Origin of the sequence: Chromobacterium vaccinii (assembly GCF_000971335.1) — a bacterium.
In the GTDB taxonomy this organism is placed as follows: Bacteria; Pseudomonadota; Gammaproteobacteria; order Burkholderiales; family Chromobacteriaceae; genus Chromobacterium; species Chromobacterium vaccinii.
Window position 1 is genome coordinate 1 of sequence record NZ_JZJL01000063.1, and the last position, 19,078, is coordinate 19,078.

The 19,078-nt window shown below is 67.4% G+C and carries 18 protein-coding genes; 11 read left to right on the plus strand and 7 right to left on the minus strand.

Annotated features, from left to right (window positions below):
* Positions 1–150 precede the first annotated feature (150 nt).
* From VL52_RS20700 to ylqF, 3 genes are all read left to right on the plus strand, one after another.
* On the plus strand, positions 151–495 hold the full coding sequence (locus tag VL52_RS20700; protein WP_046158823.1) for a DUF4870 family protein: 345 nt from the start codon (positions 151–153) through the stop codon (positions 493–495).
* Between the two features lie 202 nt (positions 496–697).
* Positions 698–910, plus strand: coding sequence for a DUF3820 family protein (locus VL52_RS20705; RefSeq protein ID WP_046158824.1), 213 nt, complete (start codon positions 698–700; stop codon positions 908–910).
* Positions 911–913: 3 nt separating this feature from the next.
* Positions 914–1,855, plus strand: a complete 942-nt coding sequence (gene ylqF / locus VL52_RS20710; RefSeq protein WP_046158825.1) for a ribosome biogenesis GTPase YlqF — start codon at positions 914–916, stop codon at positions 1,853–1,855.
* Positions 1,856–1,908: 53 nt separating this feature from the next.
* Here the strand turns inward: ylqF and VL52_RS20715 are convergent, their stop codons facing one another.
* The 4 genes from VL52_RS20715 to VL52_RS20730 form a co-directional block, all read right to left on the minus strand.
* Positions 1,909–2,352 carry a hypothetical protein gene (locus VL52_RS20715; RefSeq protein ID WP_046158826.1) on the minus strand — a complete coding sequence of 148 codons (444 nt, stop codon included), beginning with the start codon at positions 2,350–2,352 and terminating at the stop codon, positions 1,909–1,911.
* 150 nt (positions 2,353–2,502) lie between these two features.
* Entirely contained in the window at positions 2,503–2,961 is a 459-nt protein-coding gene (locus VL52_RS20720; protein ID WP_046158827.1) for a DUF3592 domain-containing protein, read from the minus strand.
* On the minus strand, positions 2,961–3,401 hold the full coding sequence (ruvX, locus tag VL52_RS20725) for a Holliday junction resolvase RuvX (protein ID WP_031295998.1): 441 nt from the start codon (positions 3,399–3,401) through the stop codon (positions 2,961–2,963). The genes VL52_RS20720 and ruvX overlap by 1 nt, the downstream gene beginning before the upstream one ends.
* Positions 3,385–3,945, minus strand: a complete 561-nt coding sequence (locus tag VL52_RS20730; RefSeq protein ID WP_046158828.1) for a YqgE/AlgH family protein — start codon at positions 3,943–3,945, stop codon at positions 3,385–3,387. The genes ruvX and VL52_RS20730 overlap by 17 nt, the downstream gene beginning before the upstream one ends.
* 127 nt (positions 3,946–4,072) lie before the next feature.
* On the opposite strand from VL52_RS20730, the gene smc reads away from it, so the two are divergent.
* The 3 genes from smc (at position 4,073) to VL52_RS24205 (ending at position 9,909) form a co-directional block, all read left to right on the plus strand.
* On the plus strand, positions 4,073–7,561 hold the full coding sequence (gene smc / locus VL52_RS20735; RefSeq protein WP_046158829.1) for a chromosome segregation protein SMC: 3,489 nt from the start codon (positions 4,073–4,075) through the stop codon (positions 7,559–7,561).
* 237 nt (positions 7,562–7,798) lie between these two features.
* Positions 7,799–9,178 carry an MFS transporter gene (locus VL52_RS20740; protein ID WP_046158837.1) on the plus strand — a complete coding sequence of 460 codons (1,380 nt, stop codon included), beginning with the start codon at positions 7,799–7,801 and terminating at the stop codon, positions 9,176–9,178.
* Positions 9,175–9,909: an energy transducer TonB gene (locus VL52_RS24205; protein WP_160298975.1), complete on the plus strand. Its 735-nt coding sequence runs from the start codon at positions 9,175–9,177 to the stop codon at positions 9,907–9,909. Before VL52_RS20740 ends, VL52_RS24205 begins: the two co-directional genes overlap by 4 nt.
* Before the next feature lie 21 nt (positions 9,910–9,930).
* Here VL52_RS24205 and VL52_RS20750 read toward each other — a convergent pair whose 3' ends face one another.
* The gene (locus tag VL52_RS20750; RefSeq protein ID WP_021475181.1) at positions 9,931–10,398 is read right to left on the minus strand and encodes a MarR family winged helix-turn-helix transcriptional regulator; all 468 of its coding nucleotides are present in this window, start codon (positions 10,396–10,398) and stop codon (positions 9,931–9,933) included.
* 512 nt (positions 10,399–10,910) lie between these two features.
* On the opposite strand from VL52_RS20750, the gene VL52_RS20755 reads away from it, so the two are divergent.
* The 5 genes from VL52_RS20755 to VL52_RS20775 all read left to right on the plus strand — a co-directional run bounded on the left by VL52_RS20755 (position 10,911) and on the right by VL52_RS20775 (position 17,566).
* Positions 10,911–12,104 carry a cell division protein ZipA C-terminal FtsZ-binding domain-containing protein gene (locus VL52_RS20755; RefSeq protein WP_046158830.1) on the plus strand — a complete coding sequence of 398 codons (1,194 nt, stop codon included), beginning with the start codon at positions 10,911–10,913 and terminating at the stop codon, positions 12,102–12,104.
* A gap of 61 nt (positions 12,105–12,165) precedes the next feature.
* Positions 12,166–14,577, plus strand: coding sequence for an NAD-dependent DNA ligase LigA (ligA, locus tag VL52_RS20760; protein WP_046158831.1), 2,412 nt, complete (start codon positions 12,166–12,168; stop codon positions 14,575–14,577).
* 11 nt (positions 14,578–14,588) lie between these two features.
* Positions 14,589–16,022 carry a tetratricopeptide repeat-containing glycosyltransferase family protein gene (locus VL52_RS20765; RefSeq protein WP_046158832.1) on the plus strand — a complete coding sequence of 478 codons (1,434 nt, stop codon included), beginning with the start codon at positions 14,589–14,591 and terminating at the stop codon, positions 16,020–16,022.
* 69 nt (positions 16,023–16,091) lie between these two features.
* Positions 16,092–16,964 (plus strand): UTP--glucose-1-phosphate uridylyltransferase GalU, encoded by an 873-nt coding sequence (gene galU, locus VL52_RS20770; protein WP_046158833.1) that lies wholly within the window; start codon positions 16,092–16,094, stop codon positions 16,962–16,964.
* A gap of 59 nt (positions 16,965–17,023) precedes the next feature.
* Positions 17,024–17,566, plus strand: a complete 543-nt coding sequence (locus VL52_RS20775; protein ID WP_046158834.1) for a hypoxanthine-guanine phosphoribosyltransferase — start codon at positions 17,024–17,026, stop codon at positions 17,564–17,566.
* 58 nt (positions 17,567–17,624) lie between these two features.
* On the opposite strand, the gene VL52_RS20780 is transcribed toward VL52_RS20775, so the two are convergent.
* Together VL52_RS20780 and VL52_RS20785 are read right to left on the minus strand one after the other, a co-directional pair.
* Positions 17,625–18,392, minus strand: coding sequence for an ABC transporter ATP-binding protein (locus tag VL52_RS20780; RefSeq protein ID WP_046158835.1), 768 nt, complete (start codon positions 18,390–18,392; stop codon positions 17,625–17,627).
* Positions 18,385–19,078 (minus strand): FecCD family ABC transporter permease (locus VL52_RS20785; protein ID WP_046158836.1); only part of this gene is annotated, 694 nt, incomplete at its 5' end. The genes VL52_RS20785 and VL52_RS20780, both read right to left, overlap by 8 nt.

A 19,078-nucleotide genomic window follows, 5' to 3' on the forward strand; every position in this document is an offset into this window, starting at 1 on the left:
GTTGCCGGCGGGCCGCGAGCCTGGCGCGCTGCGCGGCTGGCGCGCGCATCCGTTGCCGCGGGGCGGGGTGGCCGAGGCCAGCCGGCGCTGCCGCGAACGATTGGCGGCGCGTTTTGCCGAACTGTCTGGACAATGAACAGGAGCATGCCCATGGAGCTGGAGCTTCACGACGAGAACGAACGCAAGCTGAACAATCTGACGCTGGCGGTGTACATCCTGCAGGCGGTCAGCCTGCTGGTCGGCGTCACCGCGCTGGTCGGCGTCATCATCAACTACGTGAAGCGCGACGACGTGCGCGGCACGCTGTATGAAAGCCATTTCGAATGGCAGATCCGCACCTTCTGGCTGGCCTTGCTGGGCTATGTCGTCGGTTTCGCCACGCTGTGGATGCTGGTGGGCGGTGTGGTGCTGTTCGCGGTGTGGGTGTGGTACATCTACCGCGTGGTGAAGGGATTCTTGTACTTCAACGACCGCAAGGTCATGCCGGCGAAATGAAAAGGCGGGCGCCGAAGCGCCCGCAAACGGCTCTGCGCGAACCGGGAAAAGCGGCCGATGATCGGCGCGGATTGCTGTGACGCCATGCTAAACCGCCGGCGACGGCGGTGCAGTGAAACCCGGCGGCTGCTTGTCCCCGGTCAAGCCTGGCAGCAAGCCGCCGTCTTTGGCACAATGCCCAACCTCATCTATACCTGCCATCATGCAAGCCGAAGACCTGCTCTCCCTGACCACCCGCGCGATGCCCTTCGGCAAGCACAAGGGCATGCTGATCTGCGATCTGCCGGGTAACTACCTGAATTGGTTCGCCCGCGAGGGTTTCCCGCCGGGCGAGATCGGCCGCCTGCTGCAACTGATGCACGAACTGGACCACAATGGTCTGACTTTTCTGCTGGACCCGATTAGAAAGCGTTGAACAATGGCAATCCAATGGTTCCCCGGCCATATGAACAAGGCGCGCAAGGATGTCACCGAGCGCCTGAAGGATATCGACGTCGTCATCGAGCTGCTGGATGCCCGCCTGCCGGCGTCCAGCGCCAACCCGATGCTGGCGCGCATGGCCAAGGGCAAGCCCAGGCTGATGATACTGAACAAGCAGGATCTGGCCGACCCGGCCATCACCGAGCAGTGGCTGGCCTGGTACCGCGCCAAGAAGCAGACCGAGGCGCTGGGGATGGACGCCGGCGAGCGCGCGCCGGCGCAGCGGCTGATCGCCGCCTGCCGCGCGCTGGCGCCTAACCGCAGCGGCTTGGAGAAGCCGCTGCGGGTGCTGATCTGCGGCATTCCCAACGTCGGCAAGTCCACGCTGATCAACAGCATGTCCAGCCGCAAGATCGCCAAGACCGGCAATATGCCGGGCGTCACCAAGAACGAGCAGCGCATCATCCTGGCCGACGATTTCGAGCTGTACGACACCCCCGGCATGCTATGGCCGAAGATCGAAGTGGAAGAGGGCGGCTACAATCTGGCCGCCAGCGGCGCGGTGGGCCGCAACGCCATGGACGAGGAAGAGGTGGCGCTGGAGCTGCTGAAATACCTGCTGCTCCATTACCGCGCCGAACTGGCCGCCCGCTACAAGTTCGATGTCGAGGCGCTGGACGGCATGCAGGACTGGCAGGCGCTGGGGCTGATCGGCAAGCGCCGCGGCGCGGTGCTGTCCGGCGGCCGCATCAATATGCAGAAGGCGGCCGAGATCGTGCTGACTGATTTCCGCGACGGCCAGACCGGCCGCATCACGCTGGAGCGGCCGGCGGAATGGCTGGAGTGGGAGAAGCGCGCCAAGGTTCTCGCCGCCGAGCGGGCCATTCTGCGGGAAGAGAAGCTGAAAGAGAAAGAAGGCCGCAAGCAAGGCAGCCGCTGATGTTGAAAAGCCCGGAGGAGCATCCGGGCTTTTTTTATTGGCGGCGCGATGGGTCAGGCGATGGTGTCGACGATGCTGCCGTTGGTGCTGTCGGCCACCGCTTCGCCGGCCAGCGCCGGATTGCTCTGCAGGATCGTCGCCCAGTTGCCGTTCAGGCTGGAGCCGGCGCTGTCGGCGGCGCCCAGCGTTTGCGACACGATCTGCTGATCGGTGCTGTCCTGCGCCGACTCCCCGCCGCTTGGACTCAGCAGGCTGCCTTGCAGCGTGCCGGCGGTAGCGAAGCCGTTGAGCAGGCCGGCTGCGTCGTAGGTGGAGACGTCGCTGCCGCCGCCGCTGCCCAGCAGCACGATGGCGCTGGAGTCCTGGGACAGCTGGGCCGCTTCGCTGGCGAGCGCGGGCGTGGCATTGCCGTTTTGCACCACAGGAGACGGCACGGCGCCGCCGTTGAGCAGCGCGGCGCTGGCCAGGGAAATCTGCGCGGTTTGACTGATGCTCATGGCGGGGCCTCCGGTGAATCTGCCTTCGCTGTCAGTATCGGCAGTTTGTTCCCGGGACTCAATGGCGCTTAATAGCTTCTAACAAAACAAAGGCTTGCAGGAAACTTTCAGCAGGAATGAGGGCGGAGGAGACCAGGCTGAGGAAGGGATTCAGCCCCGGATCAGCAGGGCGATGCCGGCGGCGGCGAACAGCAGCGTCAGCAGCTGGCCGGCCCGCACGCTCCAGTGCGCGCCGGCTTCCAGGCAGGCCTGCCGAGGGGGGGCCGGGTTGTAGCGCACCTGGACCGCGGCACCGACGGGGTAGCGATTGGCGGTGTCCTGCGCCAGCGTCGGGCTGCCGCCGAAGCCGGCGTCGGGAATGCGGATGTTGCCGGCGCGATAGGTCTGGCCGTTTACTTGATAGCGGTAGACGACGTCGGCGCGGTATTCGCGCTGGTCGCTGTGATCGCCGCCGCGGCGCTGCCGCCATTCCACTTCGCTGCGCTCGACCGCGCCGGCCGCGATCGGCCAGTCCTGCGCCGCGTTGGCCAACTGCGCCTGGCGCCATAGCCAGCAGAAGCCGGCGATGCCGATGGCGATCAACAGCAAGGAGACGAGTTTTAGCGGCATCAGACGGCGGTGCCGGGCTGCTCGAACCAGCCGGCGAGGATGGCCTGGGCGGCCACCTGGTCCAGCGCCGGCTTTTGCTTGCGGCCTTTCTTGACGCCGGCTTCTTCCAGCAGCTGTTCGGCGATGACCGAGGTGTAACGCTCGTCCACCAGCCACACCGGCAGGCCGAAACGGCCCTTCAGCCGGTTGGCGAAGCGGCGCGACAGCGCGGACAACTGATGCTCTTCGCCGTCCGGGTGCATGGGCAGGCCCACCACCAGTTGCCTGGGCTGCCACTCTTCTATCAGCTTGGCGATGGCGGCGAAGCGCTCGTCGGTGACGGCGGTGTCTATCGTGGCCAGGGGATGGGGAATGCCGAGAATCGTATCGCCGACGGCGACGCCGATGCGGCGCTCGCCGAAATCGAAAGCCAATGCGCAACCTTCAGGCATGGCCGACATCCGACGATAGCAGGGAGGGGTCGAAGCCCAGCAGCGCCATCGCGGCGTCGTAGCGTTCTTCGTAGGGCAGGTCGAACACGATGGACGGCTCGGCTGGCACCGTCAGCCAGCCGTTGTCGGCGATTTCCTTTTCCAACTGCCCGGCCGACCAGCCCGCGTAGCCGAGCGAGATCAGCAGCTTTTGCGGCTTCTTGCCCTCGGACACCGCCACCAGCACGTCCTTGGACGTGGTCAGCGCGATGTCGTCGGTGACCATCAGGCTGGACTGCCAGTTGTCGGCCGGCTGATGCAGCACGAAGCCGCGGTCCGGCTGCACCGGGCCGCCGAAGTAGACCAGGCCGGTGCGGGTGTCTTCGTCGTCCAGCGGCAGGTCGATCTGATCAAACAGCTGGGCCATGGCGATGCCGGACGGTTTGTTGATGATCAGGCCCATGGCGCCGTGCTCGCCGTGCTCGCACAGATAGACCAGCGACTTGGCGAACAGCGGGTCGCCCATGCCGGGCATGGCGATCAGGAAGTGATGGGACAGCGATAAGGATTCCATACGGCCATTATGGCACAACTGCCATGCCGGCTGGCTAGCGGCATTTTGTCGTTTTCGCCGGCGCGAGCGTCGCCGGCGGCGGCCTGATAAAATGAACAATTCGCCCTAATCTCGCAGCGAGGATGTTTTGCGCCTGACCCATATCAAGCTCGCCGGCTTCAAGTCGTTCGTCGATCCCACCAGCATCGCGGTGCCGGGCCAACTGGTGGCGGTGATCGGCCCCAACGGCTGCGGCAAGTCGAACGTGATCGACGCCGTGCGCTGGGTGTTGGGCGAGTCGTCGGCCAAGCAACTGCGCGGCGAATCGATGCAGGACGTGATCTTCAACGGCTCGTCCAGCCGCAAGCCGGTGTCGCGCGCCTCGGTGGAGCTGGTGTTCGACAACGGCGACGGCCAGCTCACCGGCCCCTGGGGCCAGTACGCCGAGGTGGCGATCAAGCGGGTGCTGACGCGGCAAGGCGAATCCAGCTATTACATCAACAATCAGCAGGTGCGTCGGCGCGACATCACCGACCTGTTCCTCGGCACCGGCGTCGGCGCGCGCGGCTACGCGGTGATCGAGCAGGGCATGATCTCGCGCATCATCGAGGCGCGGCCGGAAGAGCTGCGCGCCTATCTGGAAGAGGCCGCCGGCGTGTCCAAGTACAAGGAGCGCCGCCGCGAGACAGAAAACCGCCTGGGCGACACCCGCGCCAACCTGGAGCGCATCGCCGACCTGCGGCAGGAGCTGGAGCGCCAGGTGGAGCGGTTGTCGGAACAAGCCGAGGTGGCCTCGCAATACCACGACATGCGCGGCGCGCTGACCCACAAGCAAAACCTGCTGGCGCTGGCTCGGCGCGAGGAGGCCGCCCGCAACGAGGCGCACGCCCGCGGCGAGCTGGCGCGGATCGAGACCGAAGAGGCCGCCTTCGAAGCGGCGGTCACCCATCTGGAGACCGAGCAGGAAACGGTGCGCGAGCAGCACTTCGCCGCCAGCGACGCGGTGCACGAGGCGCAGCAGCGGCTATTCGAGGCCAACGCCCAGCTGGCGCGGCTGGAAGAGGCGCAGCGCCACCGCGAGCAAAGCCGGCAGCGGCTGGAGCGGGACCTCCTGTCCACCCGCGGCGAGCGCCAGCAACTGGCTGACAACCGCCAGCAGGTGGAGGCCGAGCTGGACGACTGGCTGCCCAGGCTGGAGGAGGCGCAACTGCGGCAGGAAGAGGCGCAGATGGCGCTGGAGGACGGCGCCGACGAGCTGCCGAGCGCCGAGGCGGCGTTCCGCCAGCTGGACCAGCGGCAGTCGCAGTTGGTCGCGCAGCAAGCCAACCTGACCCGCGAGCGCGACCTGTCGCGGCAAAAGATCGAGCATTGGCAGCGCGGCCAGCAGCAGCTTGACGGCCGCGACGCCGCGCTGACGCGCGAGCTGTCCGATCTGAACCTGCCCGAGCACCATGCGCTGGAGGCGGCGCAACAGGAGGTCGGCAAGGCCAAGGCCGCGTTGGACGCAGTGCGCGCGCGGCTGGCGGCCGACGAGGCCAAGCAGGCGGACCTGGCCTCTGAACGCGAGAAGCTGGACCAGCAGCTGGCCGCCAAGCGCACCGAACTGGCGCGCGCCGAGGCGGAAGCCGCCGCGCTGGCGGCGCTGCTGCAGCGCGAGGCGGCGGACGAGCAATTGGCCGGCTGGCTGGACAAGCATGGCCTGGCCGACGCGCCGCAGCTATGGCAATCGCTGCAGGTGGACGCGCGTTGGCAGCAGGCGCTGGAGGCTGTGCTGGGCGAGCGCCTGTCCGCCCGCGAGGCGAGCCTGCCGAATGCGCAGCCGCCTGCGGCGCTGGCGCTGGTGGATGGCCGGCGCGCCGCTGCGGCCGGACTGCCCGCGCGCGGCTGGCCGGCGCTGCTGGCCGAGGTGAAGGCGCAAGCGCCGTTCGACGCGGCCTTGGCCGACTGGCTGTCCGGCGTGTATCTGGCCGATACCTTGGATGACGCGCTGGCGCGCCGCGGCGAACTGGCCGCCGGCGAGTGCTGGCTGACGCCGGAGGGGCATCGCGTCGACGCCGCCAGCGTGCGTTACCACGCCGAGGCCAGCGGCGACGGCCTGATGGCCCGCAAGCGGCAATTGGACGAGGCCTCGGCCCGCGCGGACGCCTTGCAGCCGGAAATCGAAGCCATGCAGAAGAAGCGCGACAGCCTGCAGAGCATGGGCAATATGCTGGCCGAGGCGGTGCGCGGCCAGAAGGGTTCGCTGACCCGGCTGGAGGCGGAGTTGAACGCCGCCACGCTGGAGCATGTCAAGCTCGATCAGGCGGCGCGACAGGGCGCGGCGCGGCTGTCGGCGATCGAGGCAGAGCGTGGCCGCATCGCCGAGGACCGGCGCCATGCCGAGGAGGGTATCGCCGAGGCCGAGCTGATGGGCGAAGAGGCGGCGCTGACGCTGGAAGAGCTGGCGCTGCAACTGGAAGATGCGAGGCTGGAGCGGCTGAACGCCGAAACCCGGCTGGAGCTGACGCGCAACAAGGCGCGCGACGCCGAGCGCGTGCTGCACGAGATCAAGCTGGCCTTGCACAGCGCCGAGCAGAAGGTGGCCGAGCTGTCCCGCCGCGGCCGCGAACTCGCCGACCGCGACGAGCAATTGCAGGAGCGGCTGGAAACGCTGGCGGTCGAGTCCGAGACGGTGGACGAGGCGGTGCCGGAGGAGGCGCTGCAGCAGGCGCTGGCCGAGCGCGAGGCGCGCGAGGGCGAGCTGTCCGCCGCGCGCGACCGGCTCAACCAGCTGACCGAGCGGATGCGCGAAATCAGCCAGCGCCAGCACGAGGCCAACGCCGCGCTGCCGGCGCTGCGCGAGGCGCGCTCCGACTGGCTGCTCAAGCATCAGGAAGCCAGGCTGGCGATGGAACGTTTCGCCGAGGAGCTGGCCCAGGCCGAGGCCGACGAAACCGCCTTGCTGGCCGATCTGAACGAAGGCGTGAAGCCGAACGCGCTGGCGGCGGAAATCGCCCGGCTGGCGCGCGCGCTGGAAGGCCTGGGCGCGGTCAACCTGGCGGCGCTGCAGGAGCTGGAAGAGGCGAAGAAGCGCGGCGAATACTTGCAGACCCAGTCCGATGACCTGAACCAGGCGATGGCGACGCTGGAGGAGGCGATCGCCAAGATAGACGGCGAAACCCGCGAGATGCTGCAGGCCACCTACGACGCAGTCAACGCCAAGATGCGCGAGTTTTTCCCGACGCTGTTCGGCGGCGGCCGCGCCGAGCTGGTGCTGACCGGCGAGGATCTGCTGGACGCCGGGGTGCAGATCATCGCCCAGCCGCCGGGCAAGAAGAACAGCACCATCCATCTGCTGTCAGGCGGCGAGAAGGCGCTGACCGCGATGAGCCTGGTGTTCTCGCTGTTTTCCCTGAACCCGGCGCCGTTCTGCCTGCTGGACGAGGTGGACGCGCCGCTGGACGACGCCAATACCAGCCGCTTCTGCGATCTGGTCAAGCAAATGTCCGAGCGCACCCAGTTCCTCTATATTTCCCATAACCGGCTGACGATGGAGATGGCCGAGCAACTGGTGGGGGTGACGATGCAGGAGCAGGGCGTCAGCCGCATCGTCGCGGTGGACATCGTCGAGGCGCTGAAGATGCGCGAGACCGCCTAGGCTTGCTTTCGGCGACCTGCGCGCGGCTTTCCCGCTGGGGATGCGCCGCATCGCAGGCAAGGCCGGTTTCTCGCAAGCCCGGCTCAAAAGCCCTGAACCGATCGTGGACAGGCGCATTGGCCGGTATTGACGCGGCGCAAGGCCGGGCCGGAACGGCGGATGGCATACTGCGCCGCCGGCTTGTCGGACGGATCGAAACTGTTCGGCCGCGCCGTTTCGTCACCATGGAATCCGTTCATGACCGTAAGCATCAAACGTTGGGAGCCGGAGAACGTCATTTTCTGGCTGAGCCGCGGCCGCGGCATCGCCCGGCGCAATCTGTGGCTGTCCATCTTCTCGCTGCATCTGAACTTCAACATCTGGATGATGTGGAGCATGGTGGTGGTCAATCTGCCGGCGGTGGGCTTCCTGATTTCCGGCCAGCAGCAGTTCCTGCTGGTGTCGATTCCGCCGCTGGTCGGCGCGCTGATGCGGCTGATCTACTCGTGGATCTGGAGTTGGGTGGGCGGCGGGCTATGGCTGGGCTTGTCCACCTTGCTGCTGCTGTTGCCGGCCTGGGGCGTCGGCCGGGTGGTGCAGGACATTTCCTCGCCGTTCTGGCAATTGCTGCTGGTGGCCGGCCTGTGCGGCATCGGCGGCGGCGCCAGCGCCTCGCATCTGTCCAATACCAGCTTTTTCTTTCCCAAGTCGGAGAAGGGACTGGCGATGGGCCTCAACGCCGGCCTCGGCAATCTGGGCGTGTCGGTCGCGCAGTTGCTGATTCCCTTGTGCATCCTGTATCCGTTGTTCGGCGCGAGGGCCGGCGAGCCGCAGGTGTGGGGACGGGGCGGGGAGGTGCATTTCGTCTGGCTGCAGAATGCCGCCTACATCTGGCTGCCGCTGGTGGTGTTGGTCGCGTTGGCCTGCCTGCTGTATGCGCATGATCTGCCCAAGCTGAGAATCACGCCGCGCGACCAACTGGACGCTATGCGCGACGCCCACACCTGGTATATCTGCTTGCTGTACATGGGCAGCTACGGCACCTTCCTTGGCTTCTCCGCCGCCTTTCCCTTGCTCGCCCGCGCGATGTTTCCCCAGGTGGACGCCAGTCCCTATCTGTTCGTCGGACCGATGGTTTGCGCGTTGTCGCGGCCGCTGGGCGGCTGGATGGGAGACCGCATCGGCGGGGGCATCGCCACGGTGGCCAGCAATCTGCTGATGGCGCTGGGCACCGTTGGCGTTTATCTGAGCCTGCCGTCGGCGGCCAGCGGCGGTTCGTTCTGGCTGTTTCTGGCGATGTTCCAGCTGATCTTCTTCGCCGCCGGAGTCGGCAACGGCTCTTCCTACCAGCTGGCGCCCAAGGTTTTCCTGATCCAGGCCGGCCGCGACGCGCAGCGCGGCGGCGAGAGCCTGCGGCAAGCCTATGCGCGCGGAGGCCGGCGCGGGGCGTCGGCGATGAACGTCAGCTCGGTGATGGCGGCTTTCGGCGGCTTCGTGATTCCCAAGGCCTTCGGCTCGGCCTTGAGCTGGTTCGGCAGCTTTCTGCCGGCGTTCGCGATGTTCTTCCTGTTCTATCTGCTGTGCTGCGTGGTGGCGTGGTGGCAGTACAGCCGCTCGGGGGCGGCGATGCGTTGTTGAGCGGGGAAGACAAGCGACTGTGCCGGGCGCTGCTGCTGTCCGCGTTCATCCATTTGTCGGCCTTGGTTGCTTGGCTGGCGCTGGACGGCGGATCCGTCCCTCCACCGGCGCGCGCGTCGGCGCTGGCGCTTGAGTTGCAACCGGCCAGCCCATCGGCGCGGAGCGGTGCGGCAGGCGAAGGGAGAAGGGCGAGGGTGGACGATGGCGCGGCGAGGCCGGATCGTCCGGTTCAAGCAGGGGAGCGGCTACGGCCCAGCGGGCATGTCGCGCCAGACGCGCGGAGCAAGGTGCCGACATTGCGGGAAGCGATTGGATCGGAAGCGCCAGAGCGGCAGCCTGTGGAAAAGGCGGTTCCAGGCACTGGCGACGCCGAGGTTGCCGGCGGCGGGATCGGTGCCGGCAAAATCGATGGTTCGGGGAAAAGCCAAGCCCTGCCCGCGGGAGACAGCGAAGCCTTGTACGCGCCGTCGTATTTGCGGAATCCCAAGCCGGTTTATCCGGAACGTTCGCGCCAGTTGGGAGAGGAGGGCGTTGCGACGCTAAGCGTCAGAGTCGGCGCGGATGGGCGCGCGCTGGAGGTGTCTGTGGCGCGCGGCAGCGGCTACCGACGCTTGGATCAAGCCGCGGTGGACGCGGTTTCGCGCTGGCGTTTCGTTCCCGCGAAGCGCAACGGCAAACCGGTGGAGTCGGATCTGACTGTGCCGGTGCGCTTCGAGGGGGAAGGGCGCTAGCGGCCCTGCCGGCGAGGCGGCTCAGGCCGGCGTGTTTTCCTGCTGTTCCAGCGCTTGGCTGAAGCTGGCGCGCAGGCGTCCCAGCTCGCTGCAGAATCCGGAGAGGTCCTGCTCGCCGAATTGCTGGAAGGCGTTGTGCATATAGTCCAGATGCGCCGGGAAGGCGTCATTGAACAATTGCTGCCCGTAAGGAGTCAAAGCGACGAAGACGCTGCGGCGGTCGTTGGGCTGCATGCTGCGGGTGACGATGCCCTTGTCTTCCAGGCGGTCCAGCACGCCGGTCAGCGTGCCCTTGGTGATCAGCGTGTGATCGGACAACTCCTTGCAGTTCATCCCCTGGCTGTTGCCCAGCGTGGTGACGACGTCGAATTGAGGTGGTGTCAGTCCCAGCCGGCGGATATTGTAGCTGGCGAACTGTTCAAAGGCCTGATAGGTGCGCGACAGTTCGCGCACGACAGGCAGGAAACTGGCTTGATCGGATTTTTTCATCGAAAGAGTCCCCGTGCTGTTCTAGCAGAAAGTGGTACAGAAGAAGGCCCTATGACAGAGTCACCTACAATTCTGACACGCGCTTTGGATAAATTCGCCTGTCTGAAATGTCATGTTCATCCTGACAAAATTTTCTACATCGGCCTGTCCTGACTGACAGTAAATGGGGAAATGTGGTCGACGGGGGCCGGGGAGAGACCGGAATCCGGCATGACGCCAGTCTGGGATCGGTTTTTGTCAAGCCTTAAAGCATTGCCAAATGGTGCGCCGGGGCGGGCTTTCGTTATAATGAGCGTGAAATGCCCGCGAAGAGCGGGCCGGCCTCGGGGAAACGGCGGCCGGGCGGGAACAGGACAATAGCGGGAAGCTGCCTGAAGAGCATTGCCGCAAAAGCGGCCGGCGACCGGGGCGCGTGGCGCGGATCCAAGAAGGCGCGGCGTCGGGGCGTGAACGGCTCTTGATGGTTTTGAGAATAGGCGGCTTCGATTATTCGCCTTAATGCGGACTGGCTAATGAGCGAATTGCAGATTGGTGTATTGATATTGGGCGGCGGCGTGATCGCCTTGGTTGTCGGTTTCAACGTGTTCCAGGAATGGCGTTTCCGCAAGCGGACGCAGCAGGCGTTCGCGCGCGCCCATGACGACGTATTGCTCGGCGTCCCCAAGAATAATGTCCGCGACGGCGTTCGCGCGGACCGGATGGAGCCGGTGCTGGTGGACGCGGAGCTGGAGCCGGAGGATGACGAGCCGATGTTCGAGCCGCAGCTGCCCGAGCAGACGCCCTTCGTCCGCGAGCAGGCCGCTCCGCCGCGGCAGGAGCCGGCCGCGCAGCAACTGGATGTGCCGGTGATAGACGAAGAGGACGAGGCCGAGCTGGCGATGGACTCCGCCGACCACCAAGCGCTGGTAGTGGCGATGCTGGACCCCTCGCTCGACTTCATCGCCGAAGTGGTGTTCCACGAGCCGCACGAACTGGCGGCGATGCCGCGCTTCAATGTCGGCAAGCGCACCCAACTGATCGGCCGCACCGAGCGCGGTTTGTGGAAGGTGGCCGAGGCGCTGCCCGGCACCCGCTACAAGCAGATCAACATCAGCATGCAGATGGTGGACCGCTCCGGCGCGGTGACCGAACAGGAACTGGCCGCTTTCTGCCAGCAAGTGTCGCGCTTCGCTGAAGACCACGACGCCGCGGTCAGCTTCCCGCAGCGCCAGCAGAAGCTGGTGGCCGCGCGGGAGCTGGACCGTTTCTGCGCCGATGTCGACGTGCTGATCGGCATCAACATCGTGCCCAAGTCGTCGATCGAGGGCGCGCGGCTGCGCAGCTTCGTCGAGGCCGCCGGCCTGCAGCTGGAGCCGGACGGCGCCTTTCATTATCTGGCCGACTCCGGCAACACTCTATATTCGCTGGTGGCGGCGGACCAGATGCCGTTCACCTTCCATACGCTGCTGGACAAGTCCTTCCCGGCGCTGACGCTGCTGTTCGACGTGCCGCGCGTGGCCGGCGGCGTCGACGTGTTCGACCGCGCCGTGTACTTCGCGCGGCAGCTGGCGCAGGAGTTCGACGCGCAGCTGGTGGACGACAACCGCCGCGTGCTGAGCGAAACCGGCCTGACCCGCATCCGCGACCAGCTGCTGCATATCTACGGCAGCATGGACGACCGCGGCATCGCGCCGGGCAGCGTGGCTGCCTTGCGCCTGTTCGCCTGAGCGATAAATTTATGATGACAGGGCCGGCCTTGCCGGCCCTTTTGCCGTTCGAGAGTTTCCGATGACCGCAAACGAACTGCGCGCAGCCGAGCTGCGCGAGCTGCTGAACCGCTACGGCCACGAATACTACGTGCTGGACGCGCCGACGGTGCCCGACGCCGAATACGACCGCCTGTTCCGCGAACTGCAGGCGCTGGAGGAGGCGAGCCCCGAACTGGCCGTCCCCGACTCCCCGACCCGCCGCGTCGGCGGCGCGCCGCTGGCCGAGTTCGACAGCGTTGTGCACGCGGTGCCGATGCTGTCCTTGTCCAACGCCTTTTCCGACATGCAGCTGGCCGATCCGGCCGAGCGCCACGCCGAGCTGATCCAGTTCGATGAGCGGGTGCGCAAGGGATTGGATCTGGCCGAGGTGGAGTACGCCACCGAGCCCAAGTTCGACGGTCTGGCCATTTCGCTGGTGTATGAGCATGGCGTCCTGGCTCGCGCCGCCACCCGCGGCGACGGCGTGGCCGGTGAGCAGGTGACCGAAAACGTGCGCACCATACGCGCCATTCCGTTGAGGCTGGACCGCCCGAATCCGCCGGCGCTGCTGGAGGTGCGCGGGGAGGTGCTGATGCTGAAGCGCGACTTCGAGCGCCTGAACGCCGACCAGATCGAACGCGGCGACAAGACCTTCGCCAATCCGCGCAATGCCGCCGCCGGCAGCCTTCGCCAGCTCGATTCGCGCATCACCGCGCAGCGCCGGCTGTCGTTCTTCGCGTATTCCATCGCCCGGGTAGAGGGCGCCGATTGGCCGGCCACCCATGCCGGCGAGATGGCATGGCTGAAGACGCTGGGCTTCCCGGTGGTGGAGGAAAGCCTGCGGCCGGTGGTGCGCGGCGTGGCGGGCTTGTCCGGCTATTACGAGGGCGTGCAGGCCCGGCGCGCCGCCCTGCCGTTCGAGATCGACGGCGTGGTGTACAAGGTGAACCGGCGCGGCCAGCAGGACGCGCTGGGCTTCGTGTCGCGCGCGCCGCGCTGGGCCATCGCCCATAAATTCCCGGCCGAGGAAGCGCTGACGGTGGTCGAGGCGATAGAGGAACAGGTGGGCCGCACCGGCGCCATCACGCCGGTGGCGCGGCTCAAGCCGGTCTTCGTCGGCGGCGTCACCGTCACCAACGCCACCTTGCACAACGAGGACGAGGTGCGGCGCAAGGATGTGCGCGTCGGCGATACCGTGATCGTGCGCCGCGCCGGCGACGTGATTCCCGAGGTGGTGTCGGTGGTGCTGGCGCAGCGGCCGATGCAGCCGGCGGCGGGCGGCGATCTGTTCAGCGCCGGCGAGGAGCCGCGATACCCGGCCTACCGCTTGCCGGCCGCCTGTCCGGTGTGCGGCAGCCACGTGGTGCGCGAGGAGGGCGAGGCGATCGCCCGCTGCTCGGGCGGGCTGTCCTGCCGCGCCCAGCGCAGCCAGGCGATCCAGCACTTCGCGGGCCGGCGGATGATGGACATCGACGGCCTGGGCGAGCGCTACATCGACAAGCTGGTCGAGTACGGCTACGTCAAGAGCGTGGCCGACCTGTACCGGCTGAAGCTGGAAGACCTGCTGGAGATGAAGCGCCGCGCCGACGAGGACGAGGGCGCGACGCCGGAAACGGTCAAGGCCGGCAAGGTGGCCAGCAAGTGGGCGGAAAACCTGATCGAGGCGATAGACGCCAGCCGGGCGCCGCCGCTGGCCAGGCTCCTGTTCGCGCTGGGCATCCGCCATGTCGGCGAATCCACCGCCAAGACGCTGGCCGACTGGCTGGGCGCCATGGCGCTGATCCGCCGTTGCCCGGCGGCGCTGTTCGCCGCGCTGCCGGACATCGGCGGCGTGGTGGCCGATTCGCTGGCCGACTTTTTCGCCGAGGACAACAATGAAAAGGCGCTGGACGCCTTGCTGGCCGAAGTGAGGCCGGCCGACGAGCATGCGCCGTCGCCCAAGCTGCGCGAGCGGCTGGACGATGCGTCGCTGCTGGCGGGGCTGGCCATCCCCCGGCTGACCGAGGTGCGCAGCCAGCAACTGGCCGCGCAGCGCAGCCTGGCCTGGCTGGCCCAGAGCGAGCGCCGCGCGCTGCTGGAGCTGGAGCTGCCCGCCGAAGTCGTCAACGCGCTGGCCGACTGGCTGGACGAGCCGGACCGCCGCGCGGAGCTGGGCCGTCTGGCCGGCCTGCGGGACGAGATCGTGTCCAGCCTGCCGGCGGCCGCCGAGCTGGCGGCGCTGCCGCTGGACGGCAAGACGCTGGTGCTGACCGGCACGCTGCCCACGCTGAGCCGCGACCAGGCCAAGGCCATGATCGAGGCGGCCGGCGGCAAGGTGTCCGGCAGCGTGTCCAAGAAGACGCATTACGTGGTGGCCGGCGAGGAGGCGGGCAGCAAGCTCGCCAAGGCGCAGGAACTGGGCGTCGAAATACTGGACGAAGCCGGCCTGCAGGCGCTGCTGGCGGCAAGTTGACGGAGATCCTCATGGCGTTGAAGACAGTGGTGACGGCGGATTTCGACGAAGGCAACCGCCGGGTGGCGGCCGGGGACTGGCAAGGCGCGATCGCGGCGTTCGATCGCTGCCTGCTCGTCAATCCGCGCGATTGGCAGGCGCTGGCCAACCGGGCGAGCGCCCGTCTGCAGGCCGGAGACAGCTCGCGCGCGCTGGACGATTACATGGCCGCGGCGGCGCTGAATCCGGCCTCGGCCAACATCAAGAGCAATCTGGCGGTATTGCTGAAGGAGCTGGGCGAACTGGAGCTGGCCGGCAAGCTGCTGGAAGAAGCGCTGGCGGCTGAGCCCGGCCATGTGGACGCCTGGAGCAATCTGGGCGTGGTGCGCCAGCATCAATTGCGCTACCAGGACGCCATCGCCTGCTTTTTGAAGGCGATCGAACTGGACGGCCTGACGCCGGCCCGCTGCAACAACCTGGGCAACGTCTGCACCAGCGCGCTGCTGCTGGACGACGCCATCGCCGTGCTGCAGGGCGGGCTGGGGCTGGCGCCGAACGACGCCAACCTGCAGTTCAGCCTGTCCATCGCGCTGTTGCTGGCCGGCCGTTATGCGGAGGCCTGGCCGCTGTACGAGGCGCGTTGGCGCAGCATCCTCAAGCCGCGCCATGCCGGCAGTCTCTGGGACGGCGGGCCGCTGGGCGGCCGCGCGCTGCTGCTGTGGGCAGAGCAAGGCCTGGGCGACAGCCTGCAGATGGCGCGCTTTCTGCCGCGCCTCCGCGCCGAGCATCCGGACGCCAGGCTGCTGCTGGCCTGCCCGGAAACCTTCCACCGCCTGTTTGCCCAATTCGACGGCGTTGAATTGTTGCCGCCGGACGCCGCGCCGGATCATGACTGCCAGCTGCCGCTGATGTCGCTGCCGGGCATGCTCGGCGCGACGCTGGATAATCTGCCTGCGGAGCCGTACCTGCGTACTGTGGCCGTGGATGCGCCGCCGCTGCCGGACGCCGGGCGCCTGAAGGTGGGGGTGGTATGGGAGAGCGGCCGCTGGGGCGTGGGCATCGCCGATGCCTGGCGCCAGCACAAATCGGTGCCGCCGGAGCAGTTCGCCGAAATTTGCCGCGTACAGGGGATAGACTTTTTCGCCTTGCAGCCGGGAGAGTTGCCGGAGCCGTTGCGCGGGCTGGTGGCGCAGCCGGCGATAGGCGATTTCGCCGATACCGCCGCGCTGGCGGCGCAGATGGATCTGGTGGTCTGCGTCGATACCGCCATCCTGCATCTGGCCGGCGCGATGGGCCGGCCTGTGTGGGGGCTGCTGCGGGCCGAGAGCGCGCCGTTTTTCCTCGCGGACGCGGAAACCGCGCCGTGGTATCCATCGGTGAAATTGTGGCGGCAGCCGTCGCCTGGTGCCTGGGAGCCGGTGCTGCGGGACGTGGCGCAGGCGCTGGCGGGGCAACAGACATTTTGACCTTGAGCGAAGTCGGGCTAGAATGCGGCGCTGTTATCGAGCCTGATCGACATTGATTTCGGAGTGGATATGAAGAAAATCACCAAGGCGGTATTCCCGGTCGCGGGTCTGGGCACCCGTTTTCTGCCGGCCACCAAGGCCAGCCCCAAGGAAATGCTGCCCGTTGTCGACAAGCCGCTGATCCAGTACGCGGTGGAGGAGGCGATCGCCGCCGGCATGACCGAGCTGATCTTCATCACCGGCCGCAACAAGCGCTCGATCGAGGATCATTTCGACAAGGCCTACGAGCTGGAAACCGAGCTCGAGTACAAGAACAAGCAGAAGCTGCTGCAACTGGTGCAGGAAATCATCCCGCCATCGGTCAGCTGCATCTACATCCGCCAGACCGAGGCCCTGGGCCTGGGCCATGCCGTGCTGTGCGCGCGGCCGGTGGTGGGCGACGAGCCGTTCGCCGTCATCCTGGCCGACGACCTGATCGAAGGCGCGCCGGGCGCGATGGAGCAGATGGTGCGTCTGTTCGATGAGACGCACTCGTCCATCCTGGGGGTGGAGACGGTGGCGCCGGAAGAGACCGGCTCCTACGGCATCGTAAAAGTGGCGCAAAACGCGCAGGGCCACCAGAGCGTGGAGCACATCGTCGAGAAGCCGCGTCCGGAAGAAGCGCCGTCCAATCTGGCCGTCGTCGGCCGCTACATCCTGACCCCGCGCATTTTCGACAAGCTGGTCAACACCGCCGCGGGCGCCGGCGGCGAGATCCAGCTGACCGACGGCATCGCCGCGCTGCTGAAGAGCGAGCCGGTGCTGGCGCTGCCGTTCCAGGGCACCCGCTACGATTGCGGCTCCAAGCTCGGATATCTGAAGGCCACGGTCAACTATGGCCTGAAACACAACGAAGTGGCCGGCGAATTCGCCGCCTTCCTGCGCGAGCTGAAGCTCGGCTGACGGTTTTTTCATTCGCGCCGCTTTCCGGCGGCGCAGCTTGTTCTGTTCAAGGAGTCATCATGCCTAATATTGCCGAAGCCCGCGGCCTGATCAACAGCGCCGACGTGCTGTTCAGCGCGGAGGAAGTCAGCGCCGCCGTCGACCGCATGGCGGTGGAGATCACCGAAAAACTGGGCGAGGAATACCCGCTGGTGCTGTCCGTGATGGGCGGAGCCGTGGTGTTCACCGGCCAGTTGCTGCCGCGACTGGAGTTCCCGCTGGACTTCGACTATGTCCACGTTTCCCGCTACGGCGACAAGACCCATGGCGGCGAGCTGGTGTGGAAGCAAGCGCCGAAGGAAGACGTGCGCGACCGCGTGGTGCTGGTGCTGGACGACATCCTGGACGAAGGCCATACCATGGCCGCGATCCGCGACAAGGTCATGGCCATGGGGGCCAAGGCTTTCTACAGCGGCGTGTTCGCCAACAAGCTGATCAGCAAGGAAAAACCGATGCAGGCGGACTTCGTCGGCCTGGACGTGCCGGACCGCTACGTATTCGGCTACGGCATGGACGTGCGCGGCGCCTGGCGCAATCTGCCGGCGATCTACGCGTTGAAGTAAGACGGCTGGCCGTCGAGAAAGAAGCCGCCACCGGCATCCGGGAGGCGGCTTTTGTTTTTCAGGCGGCCTGCTTATCCGGGGCGGGGTGGCTGAGCCGCACCGGCCAGCGGTACACCTCCAGCAGGCGTTCCGGGGTCAGCACCGCGCGCGGCGAACCTTCCGCGACCAAGCGGCCGCCATCCAGCAGCGCCGCCCGATCGGCGTATTCGGCCGCCAGTTGCAGATCGTGCAGCACCTGGACGACGGTTTTGCCCCGGGCCGCCAGCTCGCGCAGCAGCAGCTGCAGCTTGTGCTGGTGGCGCAGGTCCAGGTGGTTGGTCGGCTCGTCCAGCAGGATCACCGGCGCCTGCTGCGCCAGCGCGCGAGCGATGGCCACCCGCTGCCGCTCGCCGCCGGACAACGCGTCCAGCCGCTTGGACGCGTAGCCGTCCATCTCCACGATGGCCAGCGCCTCGGCCACCGCGGCGCGGTCCTGGGGAGAGGGACGGGTGAACGCGCCCAGATAGGGCATGCGCCCCAGCGCGGCGAATTCGGCCACCGTCAGCGGAATGTCGGCCGGCAGATGCTGCGGCACCCAGGCGATGCGCCGGGCGCGCTGCAGCGCGTCCATCCGGCACACGCACTGGCCGGCCAGGCGCACCGCGCCATGGCTGGGTATGGCCAGTCCGGCCAGCAGGCGCAGCAACGTGGTCTTGCCGGCGCCGTTGGGGCCGAGCAGCGCGCTGACCTGTCCGGCCGGGAGATCCAGGCGGATGTCGCGCAGCAGCGCGCGGCCGGCTATGTCGTAGCCGAGCTCGCGCGCTTTCAGGGTGTGGGTGTCAGGCATCGCGGGGACTCCCTTGTTGGCGGCGGAAAAGCCAGATGAAGAAGGGCGGGCCGGCGAAGGCGGCCATCAGGCCCACCGGCAGGTCCAGCGGCCAGGCGATATTGCGCGCCAGGGTGTCCACCGCCAGCAGGAACAGCGCGCCGGCCCAGGCCGACGTCAGGATCAGCTTGCGGCGGCAGCCGCCGATCAGCAGAGACAGCGCGTTGGGGATCATCATGCCGACGAAGCCGATCACGCCGGACAGCGCCACCGCGCCGCCGGTGGCCAGCGCCGCGCCGACGGCGGCGAGCCGGCGGGTGCGGCGGGTATCGATGCCCAGCGAGCGCGCGGTTTCCTCGCCCAGCAGCAGGCAATCCAGATCGCGGCCTATCGCGCACAGCAGCGCGACGCCGAGACCGGCCGCGAGCAGGCACGCCCATTGGTTTCCAGGCAGCGACGCGCCCAGATTGCCGGCCAGCCAGCTGCTGGCCGCGCGCAGCGTCAGGTCGTCGGATAGAAACAGGATCAGGCTGGAGACGGCGCCGCAGAAGGCGCCCACCACCAGCCCCATCAGCAGCAGGCCGGCCAGGCCGCCCTTGGCCAGCCGCGCCAGCGCCAGGATCAGCCAGGTGGCGGCGAGGCCGCCGCCGAAGGCCGCCAGCGGCAGCGACAGGCCGGACAGGCCCAATGCCAGCACCGCGATCACC